Origin of the sequence: Microbacterium allomyrinae (genome assembly GCF_020682705.1) — a bacterium.
GTDB classification, from domain to species: Bacteria; Actinomycetota; Actinomycetes; order Actinomycetales; family Microbacteriaceae; genus Microbacterium; species Microbacterium allomyrinae.
This window is the reverse complement of the sequence record NZ_JAGTTN010000001.1, coordinates 87,511-111,978: the sequence shown is the minus strand read 5'-3', so window position 1 is coordinate 111,978 and position 24,468 is coordinate 87,511. Positions and strand designations below refer to the sequence as shown.

Sequence of the window (24,468 nt, the reverse complement as noted above, 5' to 3'; positions counted from 1 at the left end):
CGCCGCCATGCCCACGCTCGCCGACTTCGAGGATGCCGCCGCCGTCCTCGAGGGAGTGATCGCGCACACGCCCCTCGACGAGTCGCAGCATCTGTCCGACATCATGGGCGTGCCCGTGCACCTCAAACTCGAAAACCTTCAGCGCACCGGATCCTTCAAGATCCGCGGCGCGACGTACCGGCTCTCGCGGCTCACGGCCGAGGAGCGTGCGCGCGGAGTGGTCGCCGCGTCGGCGGGCAATCACGCACAGGGCGTCGCCCGGGCTGCCAAGGCCCTCGGCATCCCGGCGACGATCTTCATGCCCTTGGGCGTGCCGGTTCCCAAGCTCCTCGCGACGCGCGGATACGGGGCGGACGTCGTGCTCGAAGGCGCGACCGTCGAGACCCCGCTGCGACTGGCCGCGGAGTTCGCCGAGCGCACGGGGGCCGTCTTCATCCACCCGTTCGACCACCCGGACGTGATAGCCGGTCAGGGCACGCTCGGCCTGGAGCTCCTCGACGACCTGCCGGACCTCGACACGGTCGTCCTCGGCATCGGCGGCGGCGGATTGGTCGCCGGTGTCGCCGCCGCCATCAAGGCACGGGCCGCTGTCGAAGGTCGCACCATCCGGGTGATCGGCGTACAGGCCGAGAATTCCGCGGCGTACCCGCCGTCGCTGGTGGCGGGGCATCCTCTCGACATCACGCCGAAGCCGACGATCGCCGACGGCATCGCGGTGTCGCGGCCCGGTGACCTTCCCTTCGAGATCATCCGCGATCTCGTGGACGAGGTCGTGACCGTGAGCGAAGACGACATCGCACGTGCGCTGCTGGTGCTTCTCGAACGCGCCAAGCAGGTGGTGGAGCCGGCAGGTGCCGTGGGCGTCGCCGCGATCCTCGCCGGCAAGATCGTCGCGACCGGTCCCACGGTCACCGTGCTCTCGGGCGGCAACATCGACCCGCTGCTGCTGCAGCGCGTCGTGGCTCACGGGCTCGCGGCATCCGGTCGCTACATGTCGCTGCGGATCCCCCTGCCCGATCGCCCCGGCCAGCTCGCCCGCGTGTCGGAGCTGCTCGCGCTCGCGGGCGCGAACGTCATCGAAGTGCTGCACACCCGGCACGGACAAGGCCTGCAGATCAGCGAGGTGATCCTTCAGCTCAGCGTCGAGACACGCGGCGAAGAGCACCGTGCACACGTCATCTCAGTGCTCGAGCAGGCAGGCTACGGCCCGAGCGTCGTCGCGGACTGAGCAGTCTTCCTCTCGGCATCACCGCGAGCGGGGGCCGGCGCAGGCCGCCCCGCTCACTGGCCGTTGTAGGTATCGACCTTCACGATCTCGACGGCGATCTCGCGACCGTTCGGAGCGATGTAAGAGGTCTTCTCGCCCTCTTTGCGACCGAGGATCGCCACGCCCAGCGGTGAGGCCTCGCTGTAGACGTCGAGTTCGGAGCCGACGGCGATCTCGCGGTTGCCGAGGAGGAAGACCTCTTCGCCGCCCGCGACGATGGCGGTGACGACGGTGCCGGACTCGACGACGCCGTTGCTCTCGGGCGCTTCGCTCACGGTCGCGGTCTTGAGGAGGTGCTGGAGCGTGCGGATCCGCGCCTCCTGCTTGCCCTGCTCGTCCTTGGCGGCGTGGTAGCCGCCGTTCTCCTTGAGGTCGCCCTCTTCGCGTGCGGACTCGATGCGCTTTGCGATCTCTTCACGGCCGGTGGTCGAGAGGTGCTCGAGTTCGGCGACGAGGCGGTCGTACGCGTCCTGGGTGAGGAAGGTCGCGGGGGCGTCGGTGGTCACGGCTGACTCCTTCGTTCTGCGGGAGACGGTGGATAAGTCAAACGCCCCGGCTCCCGGCCAGGGCGTGTCGACTGCAGTGCGGCCAGACTACGTCACAGGGCGGCGTGAGACAAAGTCGCTGGTGGTCTATGACCACCTGGTCGTGCCCTCACCGGGCCGATCGCGCACGCCGGACGGGAGATGTCACAGCGTCGGGGAAGACACGACCCAGCAGGAGTTCACGAAACCCGTCGTGGCGAGCGCCGTCGTGGGGATCGCTTCGCGGAAAGCCCGTGCGTGCAGATCGGATGCCTCGTACTCGACGACCCGCCAGCCCACGACGCCGTGCTCCTCGTCCTGCGCCTCGATGGCGCATGCGACGGCGCGGCCCGGGGGGGCGGTGACCTGGAATCCGATCATCACGGAGTGCTCGTCGACGACTTCGAACGCGGTCGTGTCGGCGTCGACGTCGTCCATTGCCCCCTGGATCGTGAACCAGCCGAACGCGCCGACCGCGAGCGCGGCGACGGCGATGCCCGAGCCCATCGCCCAGCGCCGGGCGGGCGTGCGGCGACGACCGTAGCGCTCATCGAGCATGTCCTGTGTCGTCATGGCGCATCCGTCGGAAGATTAGGCTGGACCTCCAGGCTATGCGCTTCCGCGCGGCGCCGACGACACCCGGACCGCCCCTCCCGCGGGCAGAACGAGGATTCCCATGCACGAAGTGTTCGCCGCACTGGTCAGCGCCGCGGCGACTCCGACTCCGACTCCGACGCTGCAGGTCGATCCCGACCTGGTGACACCGGGTCCGGTGGGCTTCATCGTGATCGCCCTCATCGCGATCGCGGTGATCCTCCTGATCTGGGACATGATGCGCCGCATCCGTCGCGGGCGTGTTCGGGCCGACATCGACGACGAGCTCGAAGCCGAGGAGCAGGCCGCGCGTGCCGCGGCGGCGACAGAGACCGACGACGAGAACATCGACCCCGCCGCGGACGTCACCGACGAGGACGACACCCCGGCGAAGGGCTGAATCCGTACGCGCATTCGCCGTCGGAGGCCGGCGAGTCGGGTCAGCCGGGGAGGCCGAGCGACGGCGACAGCGGGTTCAGGGCGATGAGCAGGCACGCTGTCCAGTGGCAGAGGAAGGCCAGCACCGTGCACACATGGAAGATCTCGTGGAACCCGAAGTGGCCGGGCCACGGATTGGGCTTCTTGATCGCGTAGACGATGGCGCCGCCGGTGTAGAGCAGCCCGCCCACGATCACCAGCACCATCATCGCGGCATTGGCGCGGAAGAGGTCGCCGAGGTACATGACCGCCGCCCAGCCGAGCGCCAGGTAGAGCGCGACATACAGCCAGCGCGGAGCGTTGATCCAGAAGACCCGGAACAGGATGCCGAGCAGCGCGCCGGACCACACCAGTACGAGCAGAAGCACGCCCTGCTCCGGCGGGAGTGCGAGCGTCGCGAGCGGAGTGTAGGTTCCGGCGATGAGAAGCAGGATGTTCGCGTGATCGATCCGCTTGAGGATCGACTTCGTCCTCGGCTTCCAGTTGAAGCGGTGGTACAGCGCGGAGTTGCCGAACAGCAGGAGCGAGCTGGTCATGAACACCGCGCACGCCCACTTCGCGGGCGCGCCCTGAGCCAGCACGATGAGCACGATGCCGGCTGCGATCGCGACGGGAAACGTCCCGGCGTGGATCCACCCGCGCCAGGAGGGTTTGATCTCGGGAGTGGCGGCGTCGACGTCGGCCGCGTCCATCAGGGGCAGCACGGGGACCTCGGGGGCCTTGGAAAGTCGTGTGCGCCGGCTCATGCTCCCAGAGTAGGGCTCCGCGCATTCCCCCGATGGAACATGGCGGTTCCACGGATGACGGCACGGGTCCCTCGGCTAGGGAGTGGGGTCGCGGGCGCGGTAGCGTAGGCATGTGGCGCGCGCTTCGTCGAACGAGGGTAGGGGACCGCTCTACCGCCTCTACATAAACCGACTCCGCCGCCGACTCGACTCCGCCGCGGTGCCGAGACATGTCGCGATGATGATCGACGGCAACCGGCGATGGGCGAAGCAGCTCGGATTCGACTCGGCTGCGCACGGGCATCGCGCCGGCGCCGCGAAGATGCGCGAGTTCCTGCGCTGGTGCGACGACGTCGGCATCCGCGTGGTGTCTCTGTACCTGCTGTCCAACGACAATCTTCGAAAGCGCGACTCGCGGGAGCTGGCCGATCTGATCGAGATCATCGCCGAACTCGCTGATGAGCTCTCCCACGAGCGCGACTGGAAGGTCAAGCACGTCGGGCGCGCCGACGCTCTGCCCGCCGACCTCGCGCGTGTGCTGACCGACGTCGAGCAGCGCACGAAGGAGCATCCGGGACTGCATGTCAACCTCGCCGTCGGCTACGGCGGGCGCGGCGAGATCGTCGACGCCGTGCGAAGCATCATCGCGCAGCACGACAGAGAGGGCGGGTCGCTCGAAGAGCTCGCCGCAAGTCTCACCCCCGAGCAGATCGGCGAGCACCTCTACACCGGCGGTCAGCCCGATCCCGACCTCGTCATCCGCACCTCTGGTGAGCAGCGCCTGAGTGACTTCCTGCTGTGGCAGAGCGCGCACTCGGAGTTCTATTTCGTCGAGGCGCTCGGCCCGGATCTGCGTGAGGTGGATTTCCTCCGTGCGATCCGCGACTTCGGGTCGCGGGATCGCCGTTACGGCAGCTGAGGGGCGCACGCCTCGTGCTCGCTGGGAGTTCTCCTTCGTCGAGGCGCTCGGCCCGGATCTGCGTGAGGTGGATTTCCTCCGTGCGATCCGCGACTTCGGGTCGCGGGATCGCCGTTACGGCAGCTGAGGGGCGCACGGACGAGGTCTGCGACGCAGGGCCCTCTCTGTCAGAATGACGGGGTGACGGATCTGGATTCGTATCTGGCGTCGTTCGATGGGGAGCCGGGGTATCTCGACTGGGCTGCGTTCGGCCCGCTCTCTCCCGCCGTGCGCGCTGAGGCTCAGGCCGATACCGAGCTTCTCGGGACCGGCCGCCGATCGAGCATCGACCTCGTCGCCGACCATGTACGAGAAGCGCGCGAGCTCGTCGCCCAGCTCATGCGGGTGGATGCCGCGCAGGTGGTCCTGCAGCCCTCGACCACGTACGGGCTCATGCACGCGATCTACGGTCTGGCCGGCGGCCTGATGCTCGGTCGCGGCGAGTTCCCGAGCCTCACGGTGGCGGCCACGCGCGCGTCGGACGCTCTCGGATCGATCCAGCTCCAGTGGCTGGAGCCCGTCGACGGCCACATCACGCCCGATCTCGTGCGCGACGAGATCTCCGACGACACCCGGGCCCTCGTCGTCAGCCTCGTCGACTTCCGAACGGGGTACCGCACCGACCTGACGGCGTTGCGCGAGGTGATCGGCGACCGCCTGCTGATCGTCGACGCGACGCAGGCCTTCGGCATGATCGACGCCGACTACGCCGCGGCCGACGTGGTCTGCGCGCACGGGTATAAATGGCTTCGCGCCGGCCGCGGCACCGGGTTCGCATGGTTCGGAGACCGCGCACTGGAGCGGATCGCCCCCGTGCTCTCGGGATTCCGGGGCGTGGAGGGCGATCTGCCCGTCGACGACGTTCCCGCCCCCGCTCCGTCCGCCCAGGCGTTCACGGTTGCCGGTCCCGACACGCTGGCTGCCGCACGTCTCGCGACCGCACTGCGCGAGGTCGTCGCCGCCGGCGTCGCGACGATCGAGAGCGAACTGGCCGCTCGCACCGGCGACGTCATCTTCTTCGCCGATCGCTACGAGGTGCCGGTGCTCACGCCGCGTGAGCCGGAGCGACGGGCGGGCATCGTGACCCTCGCGCCGGCACCGCAGGACGCGGCACCGCTCGCGGCGTCGCTCTCCAACCACGGACTCACCGTCACGGTGCGCTCGGGCCGCATCCGCGTCGCTCCCCACATGGGTACCGGAGCCGACACTCTGCGGCTGTTCGGCGACGCGCTGGCGGCATTCTCGTCCACTCGCGTCTGGTGACGTGCACGGATGCCGAGGCTGCGGCATCCGGAATTCACCAACACGTAACACTGTTCCGCGTGTCGACGTCACCCTGCGACACAGCAGAGTCGTACCTTCATCTCAACGGGTAAGGCACCCGTTCGAGTCGGCCTGACGGATCGCGACTCGTGACCCCTGGTCGACTCGTGACTGCCGGGTTCTTCACCCGGGGCGGGAGTGGGTTGTGACCACACGAGCACCACACGAGCAGCACAGTCAGGTCGTCGAGCAGGTCGACGCGACCGATCAGGATCTCCGCACCTACGTGCTCGACACGTCAGTGCTGCTGAGCGATCCGCGGGCGTTCTTCCGATTCGCCGAGCACAACGTCGTGATCCCGGTCGTGGTGATCACCGAGCTCGAGGGCAAGCGCCACGACCCCGAGATCGGGTACTTCGCCCGGCAGGCGCTGCGACACCTGGACGAGCTGCGCGTCGAGCACGGCCGCCTCGACTTCCCGGTTCCGGTGGGAACGGGGGGAACCCTGCGCGTCGAGCTCAACAACACCGACGCCGGCGTTCTGCCCTCGGGCATGCGACTCGGCGACAACGACAGCCGCATCCTCGCCATCGCGATGCACCTCTCCCAGGAGGGACAGGAAGTCACCGTCGTGTCGAAAGACCTCCCGATGCGCGTGAAAGCGGCATCGCTGGGTGTCTCCGCTGAGGAATACCTCGCCGAGCAGGCGGTGGATTCCGGCTGGACCGGCATCGCCGACCTCGATGTCTCGGGCGACGACATCAGCGACTTGTATGAGAGCGAGGTCGCCTCCAGCGACGACGTGCGCGGGCTGCCGGTCAACACCGGGCTGATCATCCACTCCGAGCGGGGCTCCGCCCTCGGCCGCGTGGTCGGCGACGGCGAGTACCGTCTCGTCCGCGGCGACCGCGACGTCTTCGGCCTGCACGGGCGTTCGGCCGAGCAGCGCATCGCGATCGACCTGCTTCTGGACCCCGAGGTCGGAATCGTGTCACTCGGCGGCCGTGCCGGAACCGGGAAGTCGGCTCTCGCCCTGTGCGCCGCGCTCGAAGCGGTGCTGGAGCGCCAGCAGCAGCGGAAGATCATCGTCTTCCGTCCGCTCTTCGCGGTCGGAGGCCAGGAACTCGGCTACCTCCCCGGCGACGCGCAGGAGAAGATGAACCCGTGGGGACAGGCGGTCTTCGACACCCTCGGGTCGGTCGTGTCGGGCAACGTCCTCGATGAGGTCGTCGAACGCGGCCTGCTCGAGGTCCTGCCGTTGACCCACATCCGCGGACGCTCGCTGCACGACGCGTTCGTGATCGTCGACGAGGCGCAGTCGCTCGAGCGGAATGTGCTGCTCACGGTGCTGAGTCGCATCGGGCAGAACTCGCGGGTGGTGCTGACGCATGACGTCGGGCAGCGCGACAACCTGCGGGTCGGCCGCCACGACGGCGTTGCGTCGGTGATCGAGACGCTCAAGGGTCACGGATTGTTCGGCCACGTCACCCTGATGCGCTCCGAGCGGTCAGCGATCGCCGCTCTCGTCACCGAATTGCTGGAGGCGAGCGAGCTCGCCTGAGCTGTCACGAAGGGGCCGGGATGCGGCATCCCGGCCCCTTCGTGCGTCTTCGGCGGACCCTGAATGCAGCCTTTGAGCATGAGAAGAGTCTCATCGCAGGCAAAGCTCCGGGCCGTCGTCGTCTGTCACCATTGATGAGGGCGCCATTCGGCGCCCGGACGGAGGGACGAATGGTCGTGGACGGACGCGCGGGGCTGGTGATCGGTGGACTCTCCACGGTCGCCGCGAGCGTCGCTGTCATCTGCGTCGTCGCCCTCACGAACGCGGTCGCCCTCGCGGATTCGCCGGGCACGACCTTCGCCTCCGGGCGTGTGCTCGTTCCCGCGGCCCCCTCACCTACGAAGGCCCCCGTCGCCGCGGCAGCTCCCGAGATCGCGGCATCTGCGCTGATCGACGCAGCCGAGGTCGTCGAGGCGCCGGCACCCGTCGTCGTCGAGCAGCACTCGGCAGCGCCGCGGCCGGCCGCACCGGCTGCGTCTGTGGCTCCCGCCGCACCCGTCGTGCCCTCCGGCGCCGAAGAGGCGATCGACGCAGCCGTCTCGTCAGGCGCGTGGGACCGCGTGCACGAGTGGGCGACTGCGCGCGGCTGGTCGAGCGAACGCATCCACTCATGGATCTCGCGACTGCGCGACGCCGATCGGGCATCCGACGATTCCGGGCGCGAGGCTCTCGAGAAGTCGAATGCCGAAGCCGACAAGGCCACGGCGGATGCCGATCGGTCGCTCGCGCAGCACAGTCCCGCGTCGTCGCAGGCTCCCGTCGACACCTCCCGCTCACGTCCCGCGCCCGCGGGCTCATCACGTCCCGCGCAAGCGGGTTCGCACGCCGAGAAGTCGACGAACACGTCCGGCACCGGTGCGAAAAAGGATCGATCGCGCGACTCCCCAGACAGTCGCGATCGATAATCGGTCGGATTTCCCCAAGTCCGACCTTTCCCAGCCCCCGGTGTCCCCCAGCACCGGGGGCTTCTTCGCACCGGCGAAGGAAGCCGATCGGCCGTCGTGATCGGTTGGCCGACGCGCGAGCCCGACTTGCTCTCTCACTCCCAGCGGTAGCCGGCCCCGCGGACGGTCACGATGTGGTCGGGGCCGAGCTTGCCGCGAAGGTAGCGGACGTAGACGTCGACGACGTTCGATCCGGGGTCGAAATCCAGGCCCCACACACGGCTGAGCAGCATCTCACGGCTGAGCACGCGGCCGGGGTTGCGCAGGAACTGCTCGGCGAGAGCGAATTCGCGGGCCGACAGATCGACCTCGCGACCGGCGACGGTAGCACGGCGAGCGAGGATGTCGAGCAGGACCTCACCGTGCGAGACCGACACGCCCGTCTGCGGAACGGTCTCGCGCAGCCGCGAGCGCACCCGCGCCAGCAGCTCCTCGAAGACGAAGGGCTTGGGCACGTAGTCGTTGGCGCCCGCGTCGAGTCCTTCGACGGTGTCGCGGGTGCTCGAACGCGCGGTGAGCATGATCACCGGGATGCTCGATCCGCGCGCGCGCAGCTCGCGGAGCACTTCGAACCCGTCCATCGTGGGGAGCCCGACATCCAGCAGGACGAGGTCGCCGTCGCCGCGGAGCACGGCCGCCAGCGCTTCGGGACCGTCGTCGAAGACCAGGGTTTCGTATCCCGCCGCTTCGAGCCCCCGGCTCACGAACGAGGCGATGCGCGGTTCGTCCTCCACGATGAGGATCCTGGTCATACTGATGCCTCTCGCTGCAGGACGACGTCGCCGGCGCGGACCGGCTGCGGCAGCTGGTCCTCGGTCGGTGGCAGGTGGATGGTGAAGGTCGCTCCGCCGCCCGGAGTGTCGGTCACGACGCAGCGGCCGCCGTGCACCTTCGTGATCGCATCGACGATCGCAAGGCCCAGGCCCGATCCGCCCACCGCGCGTTTGACGTGGGCACGGTCGAAGCGCCGGAAGATCCGGTCGCGCGCCGCGGGCGGGATGCCGGGCCCGTGGTCGCGCACCCACAGGCGTGTGCCTTCACGGTCGCTCGAACTCCCGATCTCGATGGACGAGCCGGCCGGCGTGTACTTCGCCGCGTTGTCCGCGAGCTGCAGCCAGGCCTGCAGAAGGCGATCCTGATCGCCGGTCGTCGTGCCTTCGGCTCGTGCCTCGACGCTCCAGGAGTGGTCGGGGATGACGGCGACGAGTTCACCGACCCGGGATGTCAGCGCATCCAGGTCGACGTCGGTCATCGCGTAAGCGTCTCCCTCGGCGGTGGCGAGCTGGTCGATGTCCTCGACGAGACGCGCGAGGCGATCGAGTTCGGCGATCCCGATGTCGCGCGCCGACGCGACGTCGGCCGCGTCGCGCGGGTCCATGAGTTCGAGGTGTCCGCGCACGATGGTGATCGGGGTCTTGAGCTCGTGGCGCACGTCGTCGAGCAGCTGGCGCTGCACATCGACCGAGTCCTCGATCCGGTCGAGCATCGAGTTCACGGTGCGCGAGAGGTCGGAGATGTCGTCGTTCCCCTGCGGCGACAGGCGTCGCGAGAGGTCGGTGAAAGAGATGGCATCCGCCGTCTCGCGCAGGTGACGGATGGGGGACAGCAGCCGCCCGGTGACGAACCAGCCCACCACACCGATCGCGCCGAGCACGGCGAGCGCGGCCAGGACGTACGTCGTCATCGCGACGGTGACCGATTCGAGCTCGGCGCCGAGGTCGATCGCGCGCACGTAGAGCCCCTGCTGCGGATCGTCGGGCATCACGACGGGGATCGCGATGTAGCGGAGGGAGCCCTGCTCCGTCACCGCCGTCCCGGTCTTCGTCAGCCCGTCCGACGTCTCCTCGACGACGCGTTCGATGAGGGTGGTGTCATCCGAGATGTCGAACCCCGACAGCGTCGCCGGCTTGTAGCGCGGCGTTCCGTCGATGATCGCGACGGATGCCTCGTTGCGCGCGGGCACGAGCCGGGCGACGGCCGCATACAGATACGTGTCGACCGAGCTGTAGTCGGTCAGCTCCACATTCTCGCTCGCGGTCTCGGCGCCGTCATCTGTCGTGACGGGGTCGCCCGTGGTTCCCGCGACCGTCTCGAGGCGCTCGATCTGCGCGGTCAGACGGGCATCGACCTCGGCCAGGACGCGCTCGCGCTGAACGAGGAAGGTGACGCTGCCCACGATAGCCAGGCCCACGCACGCGACGGCCAGGATCGCCGCGAGGATCCTGACGCGCGCGGGAATGGGGCGGGGTGTGCGGGCCACCCCTTGATTATCCGCCTGACGTGCTTCTTTCGGCACCGACGCCGGATCAGCCCGGGTGGGTCATCGACAGCAGGTCGAGCTTCTCGTCCAGTTGTGCGAGGGTGACTTCACCGCGCTCGACGAAGCCGAGGTCGATGACGGCCTCGCGCACGGTGATCCCCTTGGCCACCGAGTGCTTGGCGATCTTCGCGGCTGCCTCGTAGCCGATGAGCTTGTTCAGCGGGGTCACGATCGATGGCGACATGCCCGCGTAGGCGGCGGCGCGCTCGACATCGGCCTCGAGACCGTCGATGGTCTTGTCGGCGAGCAGGCGCGAGGCGTTCGCGAGCAGGCTGATCGACTCGAGCACCGCGGTGCCCATGACCGGGATCGCGACGTTCAGCTCGAACGATCCCGACGCCCCGGCCCAGGCGACGGTGGCGTCATTGCCGATCACCCGGGCGCACACCATGAGCGTCGCCTCGGGCACGACCGGGTTGACCTTGCCGGGCATGATCGACGAACCCGGCTGCAGGTCGGGGATGTGGATCTCGCCGAGCCCGGTGTTGGGACCGGAGCCCATCCACCGCAGGTCGTTGTTGATCTTCGTGAGCGACACGGCGATGGTGCGCAGGGCCCCGGACGCCTCGACCAGGCCGTCGCGGTTCGCCTGCGCTTCGAAGTGGTCCTTCGCTTCGGTGATCGGCAGCTCGGTGTCACTGACGATCAACTCGATGACACGCTGCGGGAACCCGGGCGGGGTGTTGATGCCGGTGCCGACGGCGGTGCCGCCGAGCGGCACTTCGGCGACGCGGGGGAGTACCGCCTGAACGCGCTCGATGCCGAGGCGCATCTGGCGGGCATAGCCGCCGAACTCCTGGCCGAGGGTCACGGGCGTGGCGTCCATCAGGTGCGTACGACCGGACTTCACGACGCTCTTCCACTCCTCGGCCTTGGCCTCGAGGGCGACGGCGAGGTGGTCCAGCGCGGGGATGAGGTCGTCGATGAGTTCCTGTGTGACAGCGATGTGGACCGAGGTCGGGAAGACGTCGTTCGAGGACTGCGAGGCGTTGACGTGATCGTTGGGGTGCACGGTCGCGCCCAGCGACTGCGTCGCGAGCGTGGCCAGCACCTCGTTCATGTTCATGTTCGAGGACGTGCCGCTGCCGGTCTGGTAGACGTCGATCGGGAACTGGTCGGAGAACTCGCCGGCGATGATGCGGTCGGCGGCTCCGGCGATGGCATCTGCGATGGCCCCGTCGAGGGTGCCGAGCTCTTTGTTGGCGAGCGCGGCGGCCCTCTTGATCCGAGCCAGCGCGACGATCTGCGCGGGCTCGAGCGGGTCGCCCGAGATGGGGAAGTTCTCCACCGCGCGCTGCGTCTGCGCGGCGTAGAGGGCATCCTTCGGGACACGCACCTCGCCCATGGTGTCGTGCTCGATGCGGTACTCGATGTCGGTCACGTCTTTGTTCCTTCGTCTTCTGTACGGGGTCGGATCAGTCGTGGCCCGCGATCCCGACGACGACGTCGGGGACAGCGGTGCCTTCGGCAAGTCGGTAGTTGGCACCTACGATCGCGAGGCGGCCCGCGGCCACGGCCTCGCTGATGAGCTCGGAGGCGTGCAGCAGTTCGCCCACGGTGTCTCGCAGGTGCTCACGGCCCACCTCTTCGGCGTCGACGGCGGCCGGCGGGATGCCGTCGGCGGTACCCGCGCGCTGCACGCGACGCACGGCGGGGACGATCGGGGAGATCAGTCGCCAGATGTGCGGCGGCAGGGGCGGGGCGTCGGGACTGGTGCTGTCGATCGCGGCGCGCACGGCCCCGCACTCGTCATGGCCGAGTACGACGATCAGCGGGACGCCCAGCACGGCGACGGCGTACTCGAGACTGCCCACGACGGAGTCCGAGATGACCTGACCGGCGTTTCGCACGACGAAGAGGTCGCCGAGGCCCTTGTCGAAGATGATCTCGGCCGCCAGGCGCGAGTCGGAGCAGCCGAACAGGGCGGCGCGAGGGCGCTGTCCTGCCGCGAGCTCGTGGCGTCGATCGACGTCCTGACGGGGGTGGCCGGGCTCGCCCGCGACGAAGCGCGCGTTTCCCCGCCGCATCTCTTCCCACACCTTTCCGGGACTCGGTTCGGTGGTGGTCGGCTCGTCGGTCACTCGGATTCCTCCCGCAGCGCGATGACCTGATCGGTGACCGTCGATGCGGTCTCCGTCAGCGTCGGGATATCGGCGGCGCCGTAGATCAGGATCGTGTCGGGCCCCGCAGTGGTCACGAGCGCGGCGGTGATGTTGGCGGTGCGCGACGCGTCCAGCTCGTAGCGGTCCCACACGATGCCGTCCACGGTCACGGTGTCTTCGGCGGAGGCGCCCGACAGCATGCGCGCGGCCCACGCCGGATCGGCGTCGAATCCTTGCGCCACGCGCAGGAAGCTGCGCTCGTCCTCATCCGCGGCCGCATAGACGATCGTCCATGCCCGAACGGATCCGTCGCCCTCGATGCCGGCCCGATTGACGAGCCAGTCCTTCTCCGGCATCTCGGGCGCGATCACGGTGCGACCCTCCGCGCCGGCGATGCCCGCAGCGACCGCGGCGACGTCGATCGGCTCCCGCTCGGGCGGGGTGCCGCGCGGGACCGCGAAGATGATCACGACGACGACGGCGAGGGTCGCCAGCAGCGCTGCGACGAGGTTTCGCGTGTTCTGACTCGAGCGATAGATGCGCGAGGACTCCGCCTTGCGGGCGGCGGTCTCGTCCGGTGTCTCGGGGCGGCCGAGTTCGGCCACGATGCGCGGATTCTGCGCCATCATGCCCCTTCGCCGCTTCGGTTGTCGCCACCACGTTCGGTCGAGGCGCGGGCGGCTTCGAGGCGGCGCTTCGCGCCGAGCAGCCAGTCCTCGCAGCGTGCCGCGAGGGCTTCGCCGCGCTCCCACAGGGCGAGAGAGTGCTCGAGGGTCGGCGCTCCCTGCTCGAGCTCGGCGACGACGCGCACGAGCTCGTCGCGTGCCTGCTCGAACGACAATGACGCCACGTCGGTCACGGCGCCGCTCGACTCGGTCATGACTCGATTCTAGTTCGCCGTCGGCGCCGCCCCGCGCGCCGTCCGATTCGGTGCAGAGTCGGTGTCGCGCTCCGCCGGGGTCGGTGCGAAGCCGTCCTCGGACTCGACCGGACGCTGCGTGGGCTCGAGAGTCTCCGGCACCTCGCCCTCCGACCGGGCCGCGAACGATCCGCGCGCCACCGTGACGACGACGGACGTTGCGGCGGGAGCCTGAGCCGCGTCGCGCACGATCACGCCGTCTGCGAGGTGTGCGATCGCATAGCCGCGCGCCAGGGTCGAGGCGGGTGAGAGCGCGCGAAGCGTCGCGCGAAGCTCCGCCGAGCGGCGCGTGTGCGTCGCCAGCGCGCGCTCGACGCGATCGCGCCCCCGCGCGGCGAGCAGTTCGACCTCGTGCGCGCGTGTCGTCAGCAGGGATTCGGGCGTACGCAGCACGGGCCGCGAGCGCAGCTGCTCGAGCTGTGCGATGTCATGGCTGAGCCGCTGCGTCAGGCGCGAGGTCGAGCGGGACCGCAGCTGTGCGACGATCGCACGCTGCTCCGCGACATCCGGAACGACCCGCTTGGCGGCATCTGTGGGTGTCGATGCACGCAGATCTGCGACGTCGTCGAGAAGGGGGCGGTCGTTCTCGTGACCGATGGCGCTCACGACGGGAGTGGATGCCGCCGCCACCGCACGCAGCAGCCGCTCGTCGCTGAATCCGAGCAGGGTCTGCGGGTCTCCGCCGCCGCGGGCGATCACGATCACGTCGACGTCGGGGTCGGCGTCGAGGGCCTTGAGCGCCGCGATCGTCTCGGGCACGCAGCGGTCGCCCTGGACGGCGGCGTACTTCGTGCGGAACCGCACTTGGGGCCAGCGCAGCTCGGCATTGCGGTGCACGTCCTTCTCGGCATCCGACTTCTCGCCGGTGATGAGCCCGATGACCTGAGGCAGGAACGGAAGCGGGCGCTTGCGACTCGGATCGAACAGGCCCTCGCCGCGCAGCTGAGAGCGCAGGCGCTCCAGGCGCTCGAGCTGATCGCCGAGGCCGACATGGCGCATGGCCGACACGCCGAAGCTGAAGTCGCCCGTCTTGACGAAATAGTCGGCTTTGACACACGCGATGACGTGGTCGCCGACTCTGAGATCGTCGGGCAGGCGCTCACGGGTCGACGACCAGATGCGGAACGAGACGGTCGCGTCGGTGCCCAGGTCCTTCAGCCGGCCGAACACGTTGCCGCCGCGAAGATTCCAGCCCGTGACCTCGCCTTCGACCCACACCGAGCCCCACGTGCCCACGAATCCGCGGATCGTGTCGTTGAGCCGGGCGACCGAGGTCGGAGCCTGCGAGGTCGAATCGCGCGGCCGCACCGAATCGGGAGGCGGCGCCTCACCGGGGATGGCAGCCGGCTGGAAGGTCGTCATGCGGTCCTCTCGTACCGGGCGTCGGCGCGCTGCGCCGCCATGTGCGGGCTTGCTCCCGGGCCTGTGTCGTACCCGCGCCGGGCCGATGTCCAGGGGGCCGACCGTAGAATCGAGGAGTGAGCACCAGCACCGTGGGCAAGGGCCCTGTGAGCATGCCCGTTCCGCGAGTCCCGCGGCGGCGCGAACCGCTCCAGGATATCCCGGGTCGAGGACATAAGAAGGTGCTTCTGGCGTCCCCTCGCGGGTACTGCGCGGGAGTCGATCGGGCCGTCATCGCCGTAGAGAAGGCGCTCGAGCGATTCGGTGCCCCGGTCTACGTGCGCAAGCAGATCGTGCACAACATCCATGTGGTCACCGAGCTCGAGGCGAAGGGTGCGATCTTCGTCGAAGAGGTCGACGAGGTGCCCGAAGGCGCCCACGTCGTCTTCAGTGCGCACGGGGTTTCGCCCGCTGTCGTGAACGCGGCATCCGACCGGGGCCTGCTCGCCATCGATGCGACGTGCCCGCTGGTCACGAAGGTGCACCGCGAGGCGGTGCGCTTCGCCCGCGACGACTTCGAGATCCTGCTCATCGGCCACGAGGGGCACGAAGAGGTCGAGGGCACGGCCGGCGAGGCGCCCGACCACGTGACGATCGTGAACTCTCCCGACGAAGCCGACCGTATCGAGGTGCGCGACCCCTCGAAGGTGGTGTGGCTGTCGCAGACGACGCTCTCGGTCGACGAGACGATGGAGACCGTGCGGCGGCTGCGCCTGCGCTTCCCCGAGCTGCAGGATCCGCCGTCGGATGACATCTGCTACGCCACCCAGAACCGTCAGGTCGCGATCAAGAAGGTCGCGAAGGATGCCGATCTGGTGATCGTCGTCGGCTCGGCGAACTCCTCGAACAGCGTGCGCCTGGTCGAAGTCGCGCTGGAGTACGGAGCGAAGGCCGCGTATCGCGTCGACTATGCCGACGAGGTCGAGCAGGCCTGGCTCGACGGGGTCGAGACCGTCGGCGTCACCAGCGGCGCCTCGGTGCCCGACGTGCTCGTGCAGCAGGTGCTGGGAGATCTCGCCGCCGCCGGATTCCTCGATGTCGAAGAGGTGCGCACCGCCGAGGAGGATCTGCAGTTCTCGCTGCCCAAGGAACTGCGCACGGATGCCGCGGGCATGCGGGACGAGCGCGCCCTCGGCGGACGGAGCCGGGCATGAGCGACGACACCACGCGCGCCGAGAGCACTGACGCCGAGGCTGCTCGCGCAGACGATGCCGCCCGGCCGAGCCGGCCCCAGTACGGCGAGTACGCCACCCCCGAAGAGCAGCGCGCGCGCATCCGCCAGCCCGACGTGACTCGCGCACTCGACACCGGCGCGTCCGCGACCGAGCAGCCGGTCGCCGCTCCGGCCTTCGGCGAGGCGAATGCGCACCTCGCGCATGCCGCACCCTCGCACCCTGCGCGCGAGACATCGGTCACGGCCGCCGCCCCTCCTCGCCCGCGCATGGTCGACCGCATCGTGACGTTCGCCCTCCTCGCCTACGGACTCGTCAACGTCGTCTCGTCGTTTCCGACGTTCCTGGACTACTCGCTCTATGCCGACACGATGTTCGCGCTGCTCGGCGTCGACGTCGAACTCGCCGATCCCGCCGCCGGACGTCCCTGGGGCATCGCTGCGGCGCTGGTGCTCGCGATCGGATGGCTCGTGACCGCGGCGTTCTCCTGGTGGAGCGTCCGGCGCGGGCGCCTTTCCTGGTGGATCCCGCTCGTGGGTGGCATCGTGTTCACGCTCGTGGCAGGAACTCTCATGGTCGTGCCCCTCATGAACGACCCTGCCGCGTGGGAAGCGCTCGTCGGCACCCTGCCCTGACCCGCATGCACCGTTCGGAGTCGCCGAGCGCCACCTGCTGAACACCGAGCGAGCCCCTCTTCCTCCGCGATCAGGCGAGGAAGCGAAGCCCGGCGACCTCGAGGGTGCCGTCGGCGACCAGGCGGTCCATACTCGGGAAGAGGGGCCCGCGCGCATCCGATTCGGGTGAACCGGTGCGGTCCGGGCCTCGTGTCTCCTGCGGGAGGTGACGGATGCCATCGGGCGATGCGCGAGGACGAGGCCGTGTCGTAGGACGCGACGCCGAGCGCCTGGCCGCGCTCTACGACGCGCACGCGGCACCCGTCTGGCGTTATGTCGTTCATCTCACCGGTGATCGTGCGGGAGCGGACGATGTGGTGCAGGAGACGCTGCTGCGGGCATGGCGCACGCCCCGGATCCTGGAGCAGGACCCGGCGTCGACACGCTCGTGGATGTTCACCGTCGCCCGGCACCTCGTGATCGATGACGTCCGCAGCGCCCGCCGACGCCGAGAGATCGGTGTCGCAGAGGTGCCCGAGACCGCCGAGGGCGACGCGACCGACGCGCTGTTCGAGGCGATCCTGATCGAGGAGGCGCTGGGCGCACTGTCGATCGACCACCGCGCCGTCGTCGTGCGCGCCTACTTCGGCGGGCTCACGGTCTCCGAGATGGCCGAGGATCTCGACATTCCCGAAGGCACCGTGAAGTCACGGCTGCACTACGGACTGCGCGCGCTGCGGCTCGCCCTGCAGGAGAGAGGAGTGACGCGATGAGACCGGATCACGTCGACTTCGCGGACTGGGACGCGGCGTTCGTGCTGGGCGCGCTGAGCCCCGCCGACCGCCGCCGGTTCGAAACGCACATGGAGGAGTGTCGTGCGTGTCGCACGGCCATCACCGAACTCGCACCCGCGATCGGGCTTCTGGCGCGGGTCGCGCCGGAACGGGCGAGCTCGATGCTCGAGCCGCCTGCGGCGGAAGGCGGGCCCGATCCGGCGCGACGCGCGCAGGTCATCGCTATCGGCGAGCGCGCCGCCCGGATCAGGCGCACTCGGTGGTGGGCGGCAGGACTCGCCTCTGCCGCTGCGGTCGTGATCGCCGTGACGATCGCGGTGACGACGGTGATCGCCCCCGCCCTGAAGTCGGTCGAGGTCGTCGCACTCGAACCCGTCGCAGATGTGCCGTGGACGGCGACCGTCGAGCTCTCGGATGCTGCATGGGGCACGCGGATCGAGATGATCTGCCGTTATACGGGTGAGGCGGACGGCGACACTCCGGGAGGCGGCTGGCCCTATGTCCTCGTCGTGACGTCCGTCGACGGCACCACCAGTGAACTGTCGACGTGGCGGGCGCTCCCGGGATCGACGGCCCGGCTCGACGCCGCGACGGCGCTGGACGCCGACGACATCGCCACGATCGAGATCCGTGCGGTCGCCGACGATCGTGTGCTGATGCGCGGCGAGCTGACAGACCGGTGAAGGCTGACCTCACCGGTTCGTGCGTAGGATGACGGGATGCCTCGCCTGCTCGCCGTGTGCGCCGTGCGCATCCTGCGGCCGGACGCCGGCACCGTGGGAATCACCGCCATCGACAAGGGCGCCGTCGCGGGGGCCGTCAAGATCGGTGCCTACGGCGTCTACGCGGACGTGCAGGCGGACCGCAAGCATCACGGCGGGCTCGACAAGGCGCTCTACGCGTACGCCGCCGAGGACGCCGCGTTCTGGGAGCGGGAACTGGGGCGGCCGCTACCACCGGGCTTCTTCGGCGAGAACTTTCGTACCGAAGGCATCGACGTCAACGCGGCTCTCATCGGCGAGCGGTGGCGGATCGGCGATCGCGTCGAGGTCGAGGTCACGATGCCGCGCACTCCGTGCCAGACGTTCGCCCGCTGGGTCGGCGGCGACGACGAGCGCGGTTGGGTCCGCCGCTTCTCGGACGAGCGGCGCCTCGGCCCGTACCTGCGCGTCGTCACGCCGGGCCGGGTGCAAGCGGGCGATGAGATCGTCGTCGTGCACCGGCCCGAGGGGGCGCCGACGATCCTCGATGTCTACCGAGCCCCCTGACGCGGCTCAGACCACCAGAAACGACGGATGCCCCGACCCTGCGGTCGAGGCATCCGTTTCGTGAATCGGGTCAGCTCTTCGACTGGCCGGCCGAGCCGAGCTGCTTGGTCGCCTCGACCACGCGAGCGGCCATCGCGGACTCGGCGACCTTGCCCCAGGCGCGCGGGTCGTACGCCTTCTTGTTGCCCACCTCGCCGTCGACCTTCAGGACGCCGTCGTAGTTCGAGAACATGAACCCGGCGACAGAGCGCGTGAAGGCGTACTGGGTATCGGTGTCGATGTTCATCTTCACCACGCCGTTGGCGACCGCCAGGGCGATCTCCTCGTCGGTCGAACCGCTGCCGCCGTGGAAGACGAGGTCGAGGGGCTTGGCGCTGGTGCCGAACTGGGCGGCGATGCCCTCCTGGATCTCGCCGAGGAGCTCGGGGCGGAGCTTGACGTTGCCCGGCTTGTAGACGCCGTGCACGTTGCCGAACGTGAGGGCGGCGATCCAGCGGCCCTGGTCGCCGAGGCCGAGCGCTTCGACGACCTGCGAGACGTCGGCGGTCGTCGTGTAGAGAGCGTCGTTCGAGCCCTCGTGCTGCACGCCGTCCTCTTCGCCGCCGACGACGCCGATCTCGACCTCGAGGATCGCGTTGATGGCCTTCAGCCGGGGGAGGAGTTCTTTGGCGATGTCGATGTTCTCTCCCAGAGGCACGGCCGAGCCGTCCCACATGTGCGACTGGAAGATGGGGTTCCCGCCATCGGCGACGACCTTCTCGGAAGCCGTGATGAGCGGCAGGACGAAGTCCTCGAGGGCGGGCTTAGGGCAGTGGTCGGTGTGCAGGGCGACCGTGATCGGGTAGCTCTTGGCGACCTCGTGCACGTATGCGGCGAAGGCGAGCGCACCGGTGGCACGGGCCTTGACGGTGTGTCCGGCGAAGTAGTCGGCGCCGCCCGTGGTGACCTGCAGGATGCCGTCGGACCCGGCCTCGGTGAGGCCCTGGAGAACGGCGTTGACGGACTGCGAGCTTGCGGCGTTGATGGCCGGATACGCGAAGCCGCCGGCCTTCGCGCGGTCCAGCATTTCGGCGTACTGCTCCGGGGTGGCGACGGGCATGGGTGCTCCTTGATTGCTGTCAGGGCTCGAGGCCGCGCGTGGTGCGCAGGCTGGGAGTCGCGATCGACGCGGGGTTCGGTTCAAAGCCTAGCGAAGCTGTGCGTGGAGGAACGGATGCCTCTTCTCGGTCGATGATGTGCGGAATGAGGGGATCTGTCATGCATGAAAGATTCACGGTTCCTTCGTTCGAGAACGCGTGAAATTCAGAGGAGATGCGCGTCATGCTGGCTATGCTGACCTCATGGTGAGCCTGACCGCGGACATGAGTCCACTGCATCCCGACCGAAATCTCGCACTCGAGCTCGTACGTGCGACCGAGGCCGCCGCGATCCGCGCCGTGCCGTTCATCGGCCGCGGGGCCAAAGAGGCGGCCGACGGTGCGGCCGTCGACGCCATGCGAGCGTTCTTCACCACCGTGAACTTCGACGGCACGATCGTGATCGGCGAGGGCGAGAAGGACGAAGCGCCCATGCTCTTCAACGGCGAGCGCGTCGGCAACGGGCGGGGCCCGCAGGCCGATGTCGCGGTTGATCCGATCGACGGCACCTCGCTCACGGCAGCCGGCCGCAACAACGCGCTCTCGGTGATCGCGGTGTCGGATCACGGCACGATGCTCGACGCTTCGAGCGTCTTCTACATGGACAAGCTCGTCACCGGCCCTGCCGGCGTCGGCATCGTCGACATCCGTCTTCCCATCGGGGAGAACATCCGGCTGCTGGCGAGAGCACTCGGCAAGCCCGTCGATGAGATCGTCGTGTCGGTACTGCACAGGCCGCGCCACGAACAGCTCATCGAAGAGATCCGTGAAGCCGGAGCCGGCACGCGACTCATGAGCGACGGAGACGTCGCCGGCGGCATCAATGCCGCGCGGCACAACGCTCGCACCGACATGTGCGTGGGTATCGGCGGCAGCCCCGAGGGCATCGTGACCGCGTGCGCGATCAAGGCGCTCGGCGGTCACATCCAGGGACGCCTCTGGCCGCGCGACGACAACGAGAAGCAGAAGGGCCTGGACACGGGCCTCAAGCTCGACGGCTACGTCTACGAGGCCGACGAGTTGGTCAAGGGCAGCAACACCATCTTCGTTGCGACCGGCGTCACCGACGGTCAGCTCGTCGACGGCGTACGCCGTGAGGGGGAATACCTCTATACGGAGAGCGTCGTGCTGCGCGGGGCCTCCGGGACGCTGCGCCGCATCTCGTCGGAGCACCTCGTCTCGAAGTGGCTCTGACCTCGCGAAACCCTCATGTGCATGAAGTGATTCGTGTGACTGAAGTGACAGATGATCCTGCTGTGACGGTTTCGTGACCCGTCTCGAACGCGAACTCTGGCAGAATCAGGGTGGTGTCGATGGGGACATGGCTGTGTTTCCAACGCGAGGAGTGTGACGATGTCTGCGCAGACCGGTGATTCGTCATCGCCCCAGACAGGGGCCCACGCAGTGGTCGCGAACGCGGTGATCGCGAACGCGGCAGACCCCGCGCGCAGGCCTGACGTTCTCTTGCGCGTCCGACGCGAAGAGGGACACGAGGTGAGTGTCTGGTGGATGATCGGCGCATTCGTCGGCGTCTCGGCAGCGGTCATCGTGCTGCTGAGTTTCGTTCCCGGCGGTGCGTGACCTCATCGGACTCCCGCGCCCTTCCGGGCGAGGCGCCCCTCAGTCGTTCGAGGCCGTGATGCGCGAGCGCACGTCACCGAGTTCGGCCCGTGCGATCCCGGCATCCGCATTCTGCTCGAGAGTCCCGTCGAGCAGTTCGGGTGCGGTGAGACGGCGAGGCGACTTCTCGATCGTCGCGGGTTCGCCGACGGCATCCAGCTTTGTGGCATCGATGCCCGGGAACTTGCGGGCGCTCACCAGCACTCGCGTCTCGAGCGAGCCGGCGAACCGGTTGTAACTGTCGACCGTGCGCTCGATCGCGCGGCGCAGATCGTCCGCGTGCGAGGCGAGCGAACCGAGTCGCTCGTACAGCTGGTTGCCGAGCTCGAACAGCGCACGAGCCTCTTGCGACACGTCCTGCTGCGTCCACGTATACGCGACGGTCTTCAGCACCGCCCAGAGGTTGACGGGCGAAGCCAGCGCGACGCGCTTGCCGAACGCGTAGTCGAGCAGGGTCGGATCCTCCTCCAGGGCGACGGCGAGCAGCGACTCGCTCGGCACGAAGCAGATCACGAACTCGGGACTGGAGGCGAGACCCGCCCAGTACGTCTTGCGTGCGAGGGCGTCGACGTGGGCGCGAACGGCCTTCACATGCTTGTCGAGCAGAGTCTTGCGCCGCGCCGCCTCAGCGCCCTGCGCCGTGAGAGGGATCGCGCTCGCTTCGAGATACGCGTCGAGCGGCACTTTGGCGTCGACCGCGATGGCCTTGTCTCCGGGCAGGCGGATGACCATGTCGGGGCGTCCGGCACCGGCATCCGAAGTGATCGACGCCTGCACATCGAAATCGACATGCCGTGTGAGCCCGGCGGCCTCGACGACACGTCGCAGCTGAGTCTCGCCCCACACTCCGCGGGTCGTGCCCGAGCGCAGTGCGCTCGCCAGCGATTCGGTGGTCGCACGCAGCGCCTCATCGGACTCCTGAGCGCGCCGCAGCTGCTCGGCCAGTGAGCCGAACTGCGTGTGTCGGTCGCGCTCGAGTTCATCGACCTTGGCGTGCATCGCGGTCAGCGTCTCTTGCACGGGGGCGAGAGCGCGCAACACGGACTGCTCGCGTCGCTCGCGCTCCTCGCGCGACGCCTGGTCGTGGCGCGCCTGCGATGACAGCTCGCGGTACAGCAGCTGCTGGTGGTCGAGCTGGGCCTGAATGCCCTGCCGTGCGGCATCCGCGCCCGCGAGTCGCGCACGGAGGTCTGCCTGCTCGTGCGCCGCGCGCGCGGCGCCTCGAGCGAGGCCCGCCGCCCAGCCGGCCAGTGCGCCGAGCAGAAGGGTCACCAGCGCGACGACCGCGATCACGAATGCATCCATGTCGCCATCGTGCCCGGAGCCGCCGACATCGCTGCCGAGGCGGGCGCGCGCGTCCGCACCGCGGGCGCGGCATCCGCTCGCTCAGGTGGTGGCGAAGGAGACCGTCGGAGCCTCGGCGACCGTGATCTGCGAGACGCGCACACCTGCCGAGGCCGCAAGCGTCTCGATGTCGCCGGCACCGAGACGGCGGGCGGCATCGATCATGACGTGCGCGCAGGCGAGGGCGTCGGCGGTGGCGTTGTGGTGTGCGAACTCGGCGAAACCGGCTTCGGCCGCGACGAACGGCAGCCGGTACGACTCGAGCGAGTAGACCTTGCGCGCGACCTGCAGGCTGCACGCGTACCGATACGCCGGGCACTCGTCGCCCGTGGCCTCGCTCGCGCGCTTGAGGACCGCCATGTCGAAGCCGGCGTTGTGCGCGACGAGCACGTCGCCGCCGGCGAAGTCGTTCAGTCGGCCGAGTTGCTGAGACCAGGTGTCGGCGTCGAGAACGTCTTCGGCACGGATGCCGTGGATACGCGTGTTCAGTTCGAAGAACACGTCGTGGCCTGCGGGGGGCCGGATCAGCCAGCCGGTCTGGTCGACGATCTCGCCGCCTCGCACACGCACGAGGCCGACGGCGCACGCCGACGCATTGCTGGAGTTCGCCGTCTCGAAGTCGATCGCGGTGAAGTCCAGGGGCACGTGCTCAGAATCACCCGGCGCATCGGCGGACGACGGCAGGCGCGCCGGAGAGGTCGGGCATCGAGTCGTAGGCTCGGGACATGGCCAGTCGCGAAGAGATGTCCATGTCGTTCGGCGCCGCAGCCGGCGCCTACGAGTCGGGTCGCCCCGACTATCCGCGGGAAGCCGTCGATTGGATGCTCGCGCCCGTGCAGCACGACGGGCGGGCGCTGCGCGTGGCCGACGTGGGTGCCGGGACGGGAAAGCTGACCCGCACCATCGTCGAGACCGGAGCGGAGGTCGTCGCGATCGACCCCGATCCCGGCATGCTCGCCGCCCTTCGAGAGCATGTCCACGGCGTTCCGACCTTCGTGGGTACCGCTGAGCGGATGCCGCTGCCCGATGCATCCGTCGATGCGGTGCTGCTCGGTCAGGCGTGGCACTGGGTCGATCCGGTCGCAGGCTCCCTCGAGATCGGGCGCGCGGTCCGCTCGGGCGGGGTGCTCGGTCTGGTGTGGAACATCCGCGATGACTCGGTGCCATGGATCGCGCAGCTCACCGAGGCGATGCACGGCAGTCACGCCGAGCAGATGCTGTCGGGCGACGGCGTCCGGGTGGCGCCGCCGATCGGGCAGCTCGAGGACCGCACCTGGTCGTGGTCGCGGACGCTCGGACGCCGGGCCTTGCTCGACATGGTCGCATCGCGCAGTTACGTGATCACGGCGAGCGAGGTCGATCGCGCGCGGATCCTCTCCGCCGTCGATGCGCTGTTCGACCAGAACCGGCGGGTGGATGACACGGGCGCCGAGGTCGTGGACGTGCCGTACCGCACGACGGCGTACCGCGGCATCCGCTCGTAGCACGCGCCCGGAGCGCGGGC

Annotated in this window: 28 protein-coding genes; 14 read left to right on the top strand and 14 right to left on the bottom strand. The window is 69.1% G+C overall.

Translation table 11 applies throughout. The annotated features are described in order from the left end of the window. Positions 1–7 precede the first annotated feature (7 nt). Positions 8–1,228 (top strand): threonine ammonia-lyase, encoded by a 1,221-nt coding sequence (ilvA, locus tag KEC57_RS00610; protein ID WP_229383647.1) that lies wholly within the window; start codon positions 8–10, stop codon positions 1,226–1,228. Positions 1,229–1,281: 53 nt separating this feature from the next. Here ilvA and greA read toward each other — a convergent pair whose 3' ends face one another. Both greA and KEC57_RS00600 read right to left on the bottom strand, forming a co-directional pair. Next, positions 1,282–1,773 carry a transcription elongation factor GreA gene (gene greA / locus KEC57_RS00605; RefSeq protein ID WP_229382587.1) on the bottom strand — a complete coding sequence of 164 codons (492 nt, stop codon included), beginning with the start codon at positions 1,771–1,773 and terminating at the stop codon, positions 1,282–1,284. A 183-nt stretch (positions 1,774–1,956) separates the two neighbouring features. Next, entirely contained in the window at positions 1,957–2,364 is a 408-nt protein-coding gene (locus tag KEC57_RS00600) for a DUF4307 domain-containing protein (RefSeq protein WP_229382586.1), read from the bottom strand. 103 nt (positions 2,365–2,467) lie between these two features. Between KEC57_RS00600 and KEC57_RS00595 the strand changes: the two genes are divergently transcribed. Then, positions 2,468–2,785 carry a hypothetical protein gene (locus tag KEC57_RS00595; RefSeq protein ID WP_229382585.1) on the top strand — a complete coding sequence of 106 codons (318 nt, stop codon included), beginning with the start codon at positions 2,468–2,470 and terminating at the stop codon, positions 2,783–2,785. Positions 2,786–2,825: 40 nt separating this feature from the next. Here KEC57_RS00595 and trhA read toward each other — a convergent pair whose 3' ends face one another. Next, entirely contained in the window at positions 2,826–3,569 is a 744-nt protein-coding gene (trhA, locus tag KEC57_RS00590; RefSeq protein ID WP_229382584.1) for a PAQR family membrane homeostasis protein TrhA, read from the bottom strand. A gap of 112 nt (positions 3,570–3,681) precedes the next feature. Here trhA and KEC57_RS00585 point away from each other — a divergent pair, with 112 nt between their 5' ends. The 4 genes from KEC57_RS00585 (at position 3,682) to KEC57_RS00565 (ending at position 8,235) form a co-directional block, all read left to right on the top strand. Beyond that, entirely contained in the window at positions 3,682–4,467 is a 786-nt protein-coding gene (locus tag KEC57_RS00585) for an isoprenyl transferase (protein ID WP_229382583.1), read from the top strand. 180 nt (positions 4,468–4,647) lie between these two features. Then, positions 4,648–5,769 carry an aminotransferase class V-fold PLP-dependent enzyme gene (locus KEC57_RS00575; protein WP_229382582.1) on the top strand — a complete coding sequence of 374 codons (1,122 nt, stop codon included), beginning with the start codon at positions 4,648–4,650 and terminating at the stop codon, positions 5,767–5,769. A 205-nt stretch (positions 5,770–5,974) separates the two neighbouring features. After that, positions 5,975–7,330: an RNA 5'-3' helicase PhoH2 gene (phoH2, locus tag KEC57_RS00570; protein WP_229382581.1), complete on the top strand. Its 1,356-nt coding sequence runs from the start codon at positions 5,975–5,977 to the stop codon at positions 7,328–7,330. Between the two features lie 170 nt (positions 7,331–7,500). Beyond that, positions 7,501–8,235 carry a hypothetical protein gene (locus tag KEC57_RS00565; protein ID WP_229382580.1) on the top strand — a complete coding sequence of 245 codons (735 nt, stop codon included), beginning with the start codon at positions 7,501–7,503 and terminating at the stop codon, positions 8,233–8,235. Positions 8,236–8,369: 134 nt separating this feature from the next. Here KEC57_RS00565 and KEC57_RS00560 read toward each other — a convergent pair whose 3' ends face one another. The 7 genes from KEC57_RS00560 to xseA are packed head-to-tail and all read right to left on the bottom strand — an operon-like array spanning position 8,370 to position 14,977. After that, positions 8,370–9,026, bottom strand: coding sequence for a response regulator transcription factor (locus KEC57_RS00560; RefSeq protein ID WP_229382579.1), 657 nt, complete (start codon positions 9,024–9,026; stop codon positions 8,370–8,372). Further along, positions 9,023–10,534, bottom strand: a complete 1,512-nt coding sequence (locus KEC57_RS00555; protein WP_229382578.1) for a sensor histidine kinase — start codon at positions 10,532–10,534, stop codon at positions 9,023–9,025. The genes KEC57_RS00560 and KEC57_RS00555 overlap by 4 nt, the downstream gene beginning before the upstream one ends. 46 nt (positions 10,535–10,580) lie before the next feature. Next, entirely contained in the window at positions 10,581–11,975 is a 1,395-nt protein-coding gene (locus KEC57_RS00550) for a class II fumarate hydratase (protein WP_229382577.1), read from the bottom strand. Between the two features lie 34 nt (positions 11,976–12,009). Continuing rightward, positions 12,010–12,621, bottom strand: a complete 612-nt coding sequence (locus tag KEC57_RS00545) for a carbonic anhydrase (protein ID WP_229383646.1) — start codon at positions 12,619–12,621, stop codon at positions 12,010–12,012. 50 nt (positions 12,622–12,671) lie between these two features. Further along, positions 12,672–13,322 (bottom strand): DUF4245 family protein, encoded by a 651-nt coding sequence (locus KEC57_RS00540; RefSeq protein ID WP_229382576.1) that lies wholly within the window; start codon positions 13,320–13,322, stop codon positions 12,672–12,674. Continuing rightward, positions 13,322–13,576, bottom strand: a complete 255-nt coding sequence (locus tag KEC57_RS00535) for an exodeoxyribonuclease VII small subunit (RefSeq protein ID WP_229382575.1) — start codon at positions 13,574–13,576, stop codon at positions 13,322–13,324. Before KEC57_RS00535 ends, KEC57_RS00540 begins: the two co-directional genes overlap by 1 nt. Positions 13,577–13,585: 9 nt before the next feature. Next, positions 13,586–14,977, bottom strand: a complete 1,392-nt coding sequence (gene xseA / locus KEC57_RS00530) for an exodeoxyribonuclease VII large subunit (protein WP_229382574.1) — start codon at positions 14,975–14,977, stop codon at positions 13,586–13,588. Positions 14,978–15,129: 152 nt separating this feature from the next. Here xseA and KEC57_RS00525 point away from each other — a divergent pair, with 152 nt between their 5' ends. The 5 genes from KEC57_RS00525 to KEC57_RS00505 all read left to right on the top strand — a co-directional run bounded on the left by KEC57_RS00525 (position 15,130) and on the right by KEC57_RS00505 (position 18,864). Beyond that, positions 15,130–16,170: a 4-hydroxy-3-methylbut-2-enyl diphosphate reductase gene (locus tag KEC57_RS00525; protein ID WP_229383645.1), complete on the top strand. Its 1,041-nt coding sequence runs from the start codon at positions 15,130–15,132 to the stop codon at positions 16,168–16,170. Beyond that, positions 16,167–16,823 carry a DUF6264 family protein gene (locus KEC57_RS00520; protein ID WP_229382573.1) on the top strand — a complete coding sequence of 219 codons (657 nt, stop codon included), beginning with the start codon at positions 16,167–16,169 and terminating at the stop codon, positions 16,821–16,823. The genes KEC57_RS00525 and KEC57_RS00520 overlap by 4 nt, the downstream gene beginning before the upstream one ends. A gap of 212 nt (positions 16,824–17,035) precedes the next feature. Next, positions 17,036–17,575: a sigma-70 family RNA polymerase sigma factor gene (locus KEC57_RS00515; RefSeq protein ID WP_229382572.1), complete on the top strand. Its 540-nt coding sequence runs from the start codon at positions 17,036–17,038 to the stop codon at positions 17,573–17,575. Then, a complete protein-coding gene (locus tag KEC57_RS00510; protein WP_229382571.1) occupies positions 17,572–18,279 on the top strand; it encodes a zf-HC2 domain-containing protein in 708 nt (235 codons plus the stop codon). The genes KEC57_RS00515 and KEC57_RS00510 overlap by 4 nt, the downstream gene beginning before the upstream one ends. A gap of 36 nt (positions 18,280–18,315) precedes the next feature. Continuing rightward, positions 18,316–18,864, top strand: coding sequence for an MOSC domain-containing protein (locus tag KEC57_RS00505; protein WP_229382570.1), 549 nt, complete (start codon positions 18,316–18,318; stop codon positions 18,862–18,864). A gap of 70 nt (positions 18,865–18,934) precedes the next feature. Here KEC57_RS00505 and fbaA read toward each other — a convergent pair whose 3' ends face one another. Next, positions 18,935–19,963, bottom strand: a complete 1,029-nt coding sequence (gene fbaA / locus KEC57_RS00500; protein ID WP_229382569.1) for a class II fructose-bisphosphate aldolase — start codon at positions 19,961–19,963, stop codon at positions 18,935–18,937. A gap of 19 nt (positions 19,964–19,982) precedes the next feature. Beyond that, complete coding sequence (locus KEC57_RS00495) at positions 19,983–20,186, bottom strand: hypothetical protein (RefSeq protein WP_229382568.1); 204 nt, start codon at positions 20,184–20,186, stop codon at positions 19,983–19,985. 18 nt (positions 20,187–20,204) lie between these two features. Here KEC57_RS00495 and glpX point away from each other — a divergent pair, with 18 nt between their 5' ends. Continuing rightward, positions 20,205–21,194 carry a class II fructose-bisphosphatase gene (glpX, locus tag KEC57_RS00490; protein ID WP_229382567.1) on the top strand — a complete coding sequence of 330 codons (990 nt, stop codon included), beginning with the start codon at positions 20,205–20,207 and terminating at the stop codon, positions 21,192–21,194. A gap of 159 nt (positions 21,195–21,353) precedes the next feature. Beyond that, positions 21,354–21,581 carry a UDP-N-acetylmuramyl pentapeptide phosphotransferase gene (locus tag KEC57_RS00485; protein WP_229382566.1) on the top strand — a complete coding sequence of 76 codons (228 nt, stop codon included), beginning with the start codon at positions 21,354–21,356 and terminating at the stop codon, positions 21,579–21,581. 39 nt (positions 21,582–21,620) lie between these two features. Here KEC57_RS00485 and KEC57_RS00480 read toward each other — a convergent pair whose 3' ends face one another. Together KEC57_RS00480 and KEC57_RS00475 are read right to left on the bottom strand one after the other, a co-directional pair. After that, positions 21,621–22,925, bottom strand: coding sequence for a DNA recombination protein RmuC (locus KEC57_RS00480; RefSeq protein WP_229382565.1), 1,305 nt, complete (start codon positions 22,923–22,925; stop codon positions 21,621–21,623). Between the two features lie 81 nt (positions 22,926–23,006). After that, positions 23,007–23,609, bottom strand: coding sequence for a 3'-5' exonuclease (locus KEC57_RS00475; RefSeq protein WP_229382564.1), 603 nt, complete (start codon positions 23,607–23,609; stop codon positions 23,007–23,009). An 80-nt stretch (positions 23,610–23,689) separates the two neighbouring features. Between KEC57_RS00475 and KEC57_RS00470 the strand changes: the two genes are divergently transcribed. After that, positions 23,690–24,448: a class I SAM-dependent methyltransferase gene (locus KEC57_RS00470; RefSeq protein ID WP_229382563.1), complete on the top strand. Its 759-nt coding sequence runs from the start codon at positions 23,690–23,692 to the stop codon at positions 24,446–24,448. Positions 24,449–24,468 lie beyond the last annotated feature (20 nt).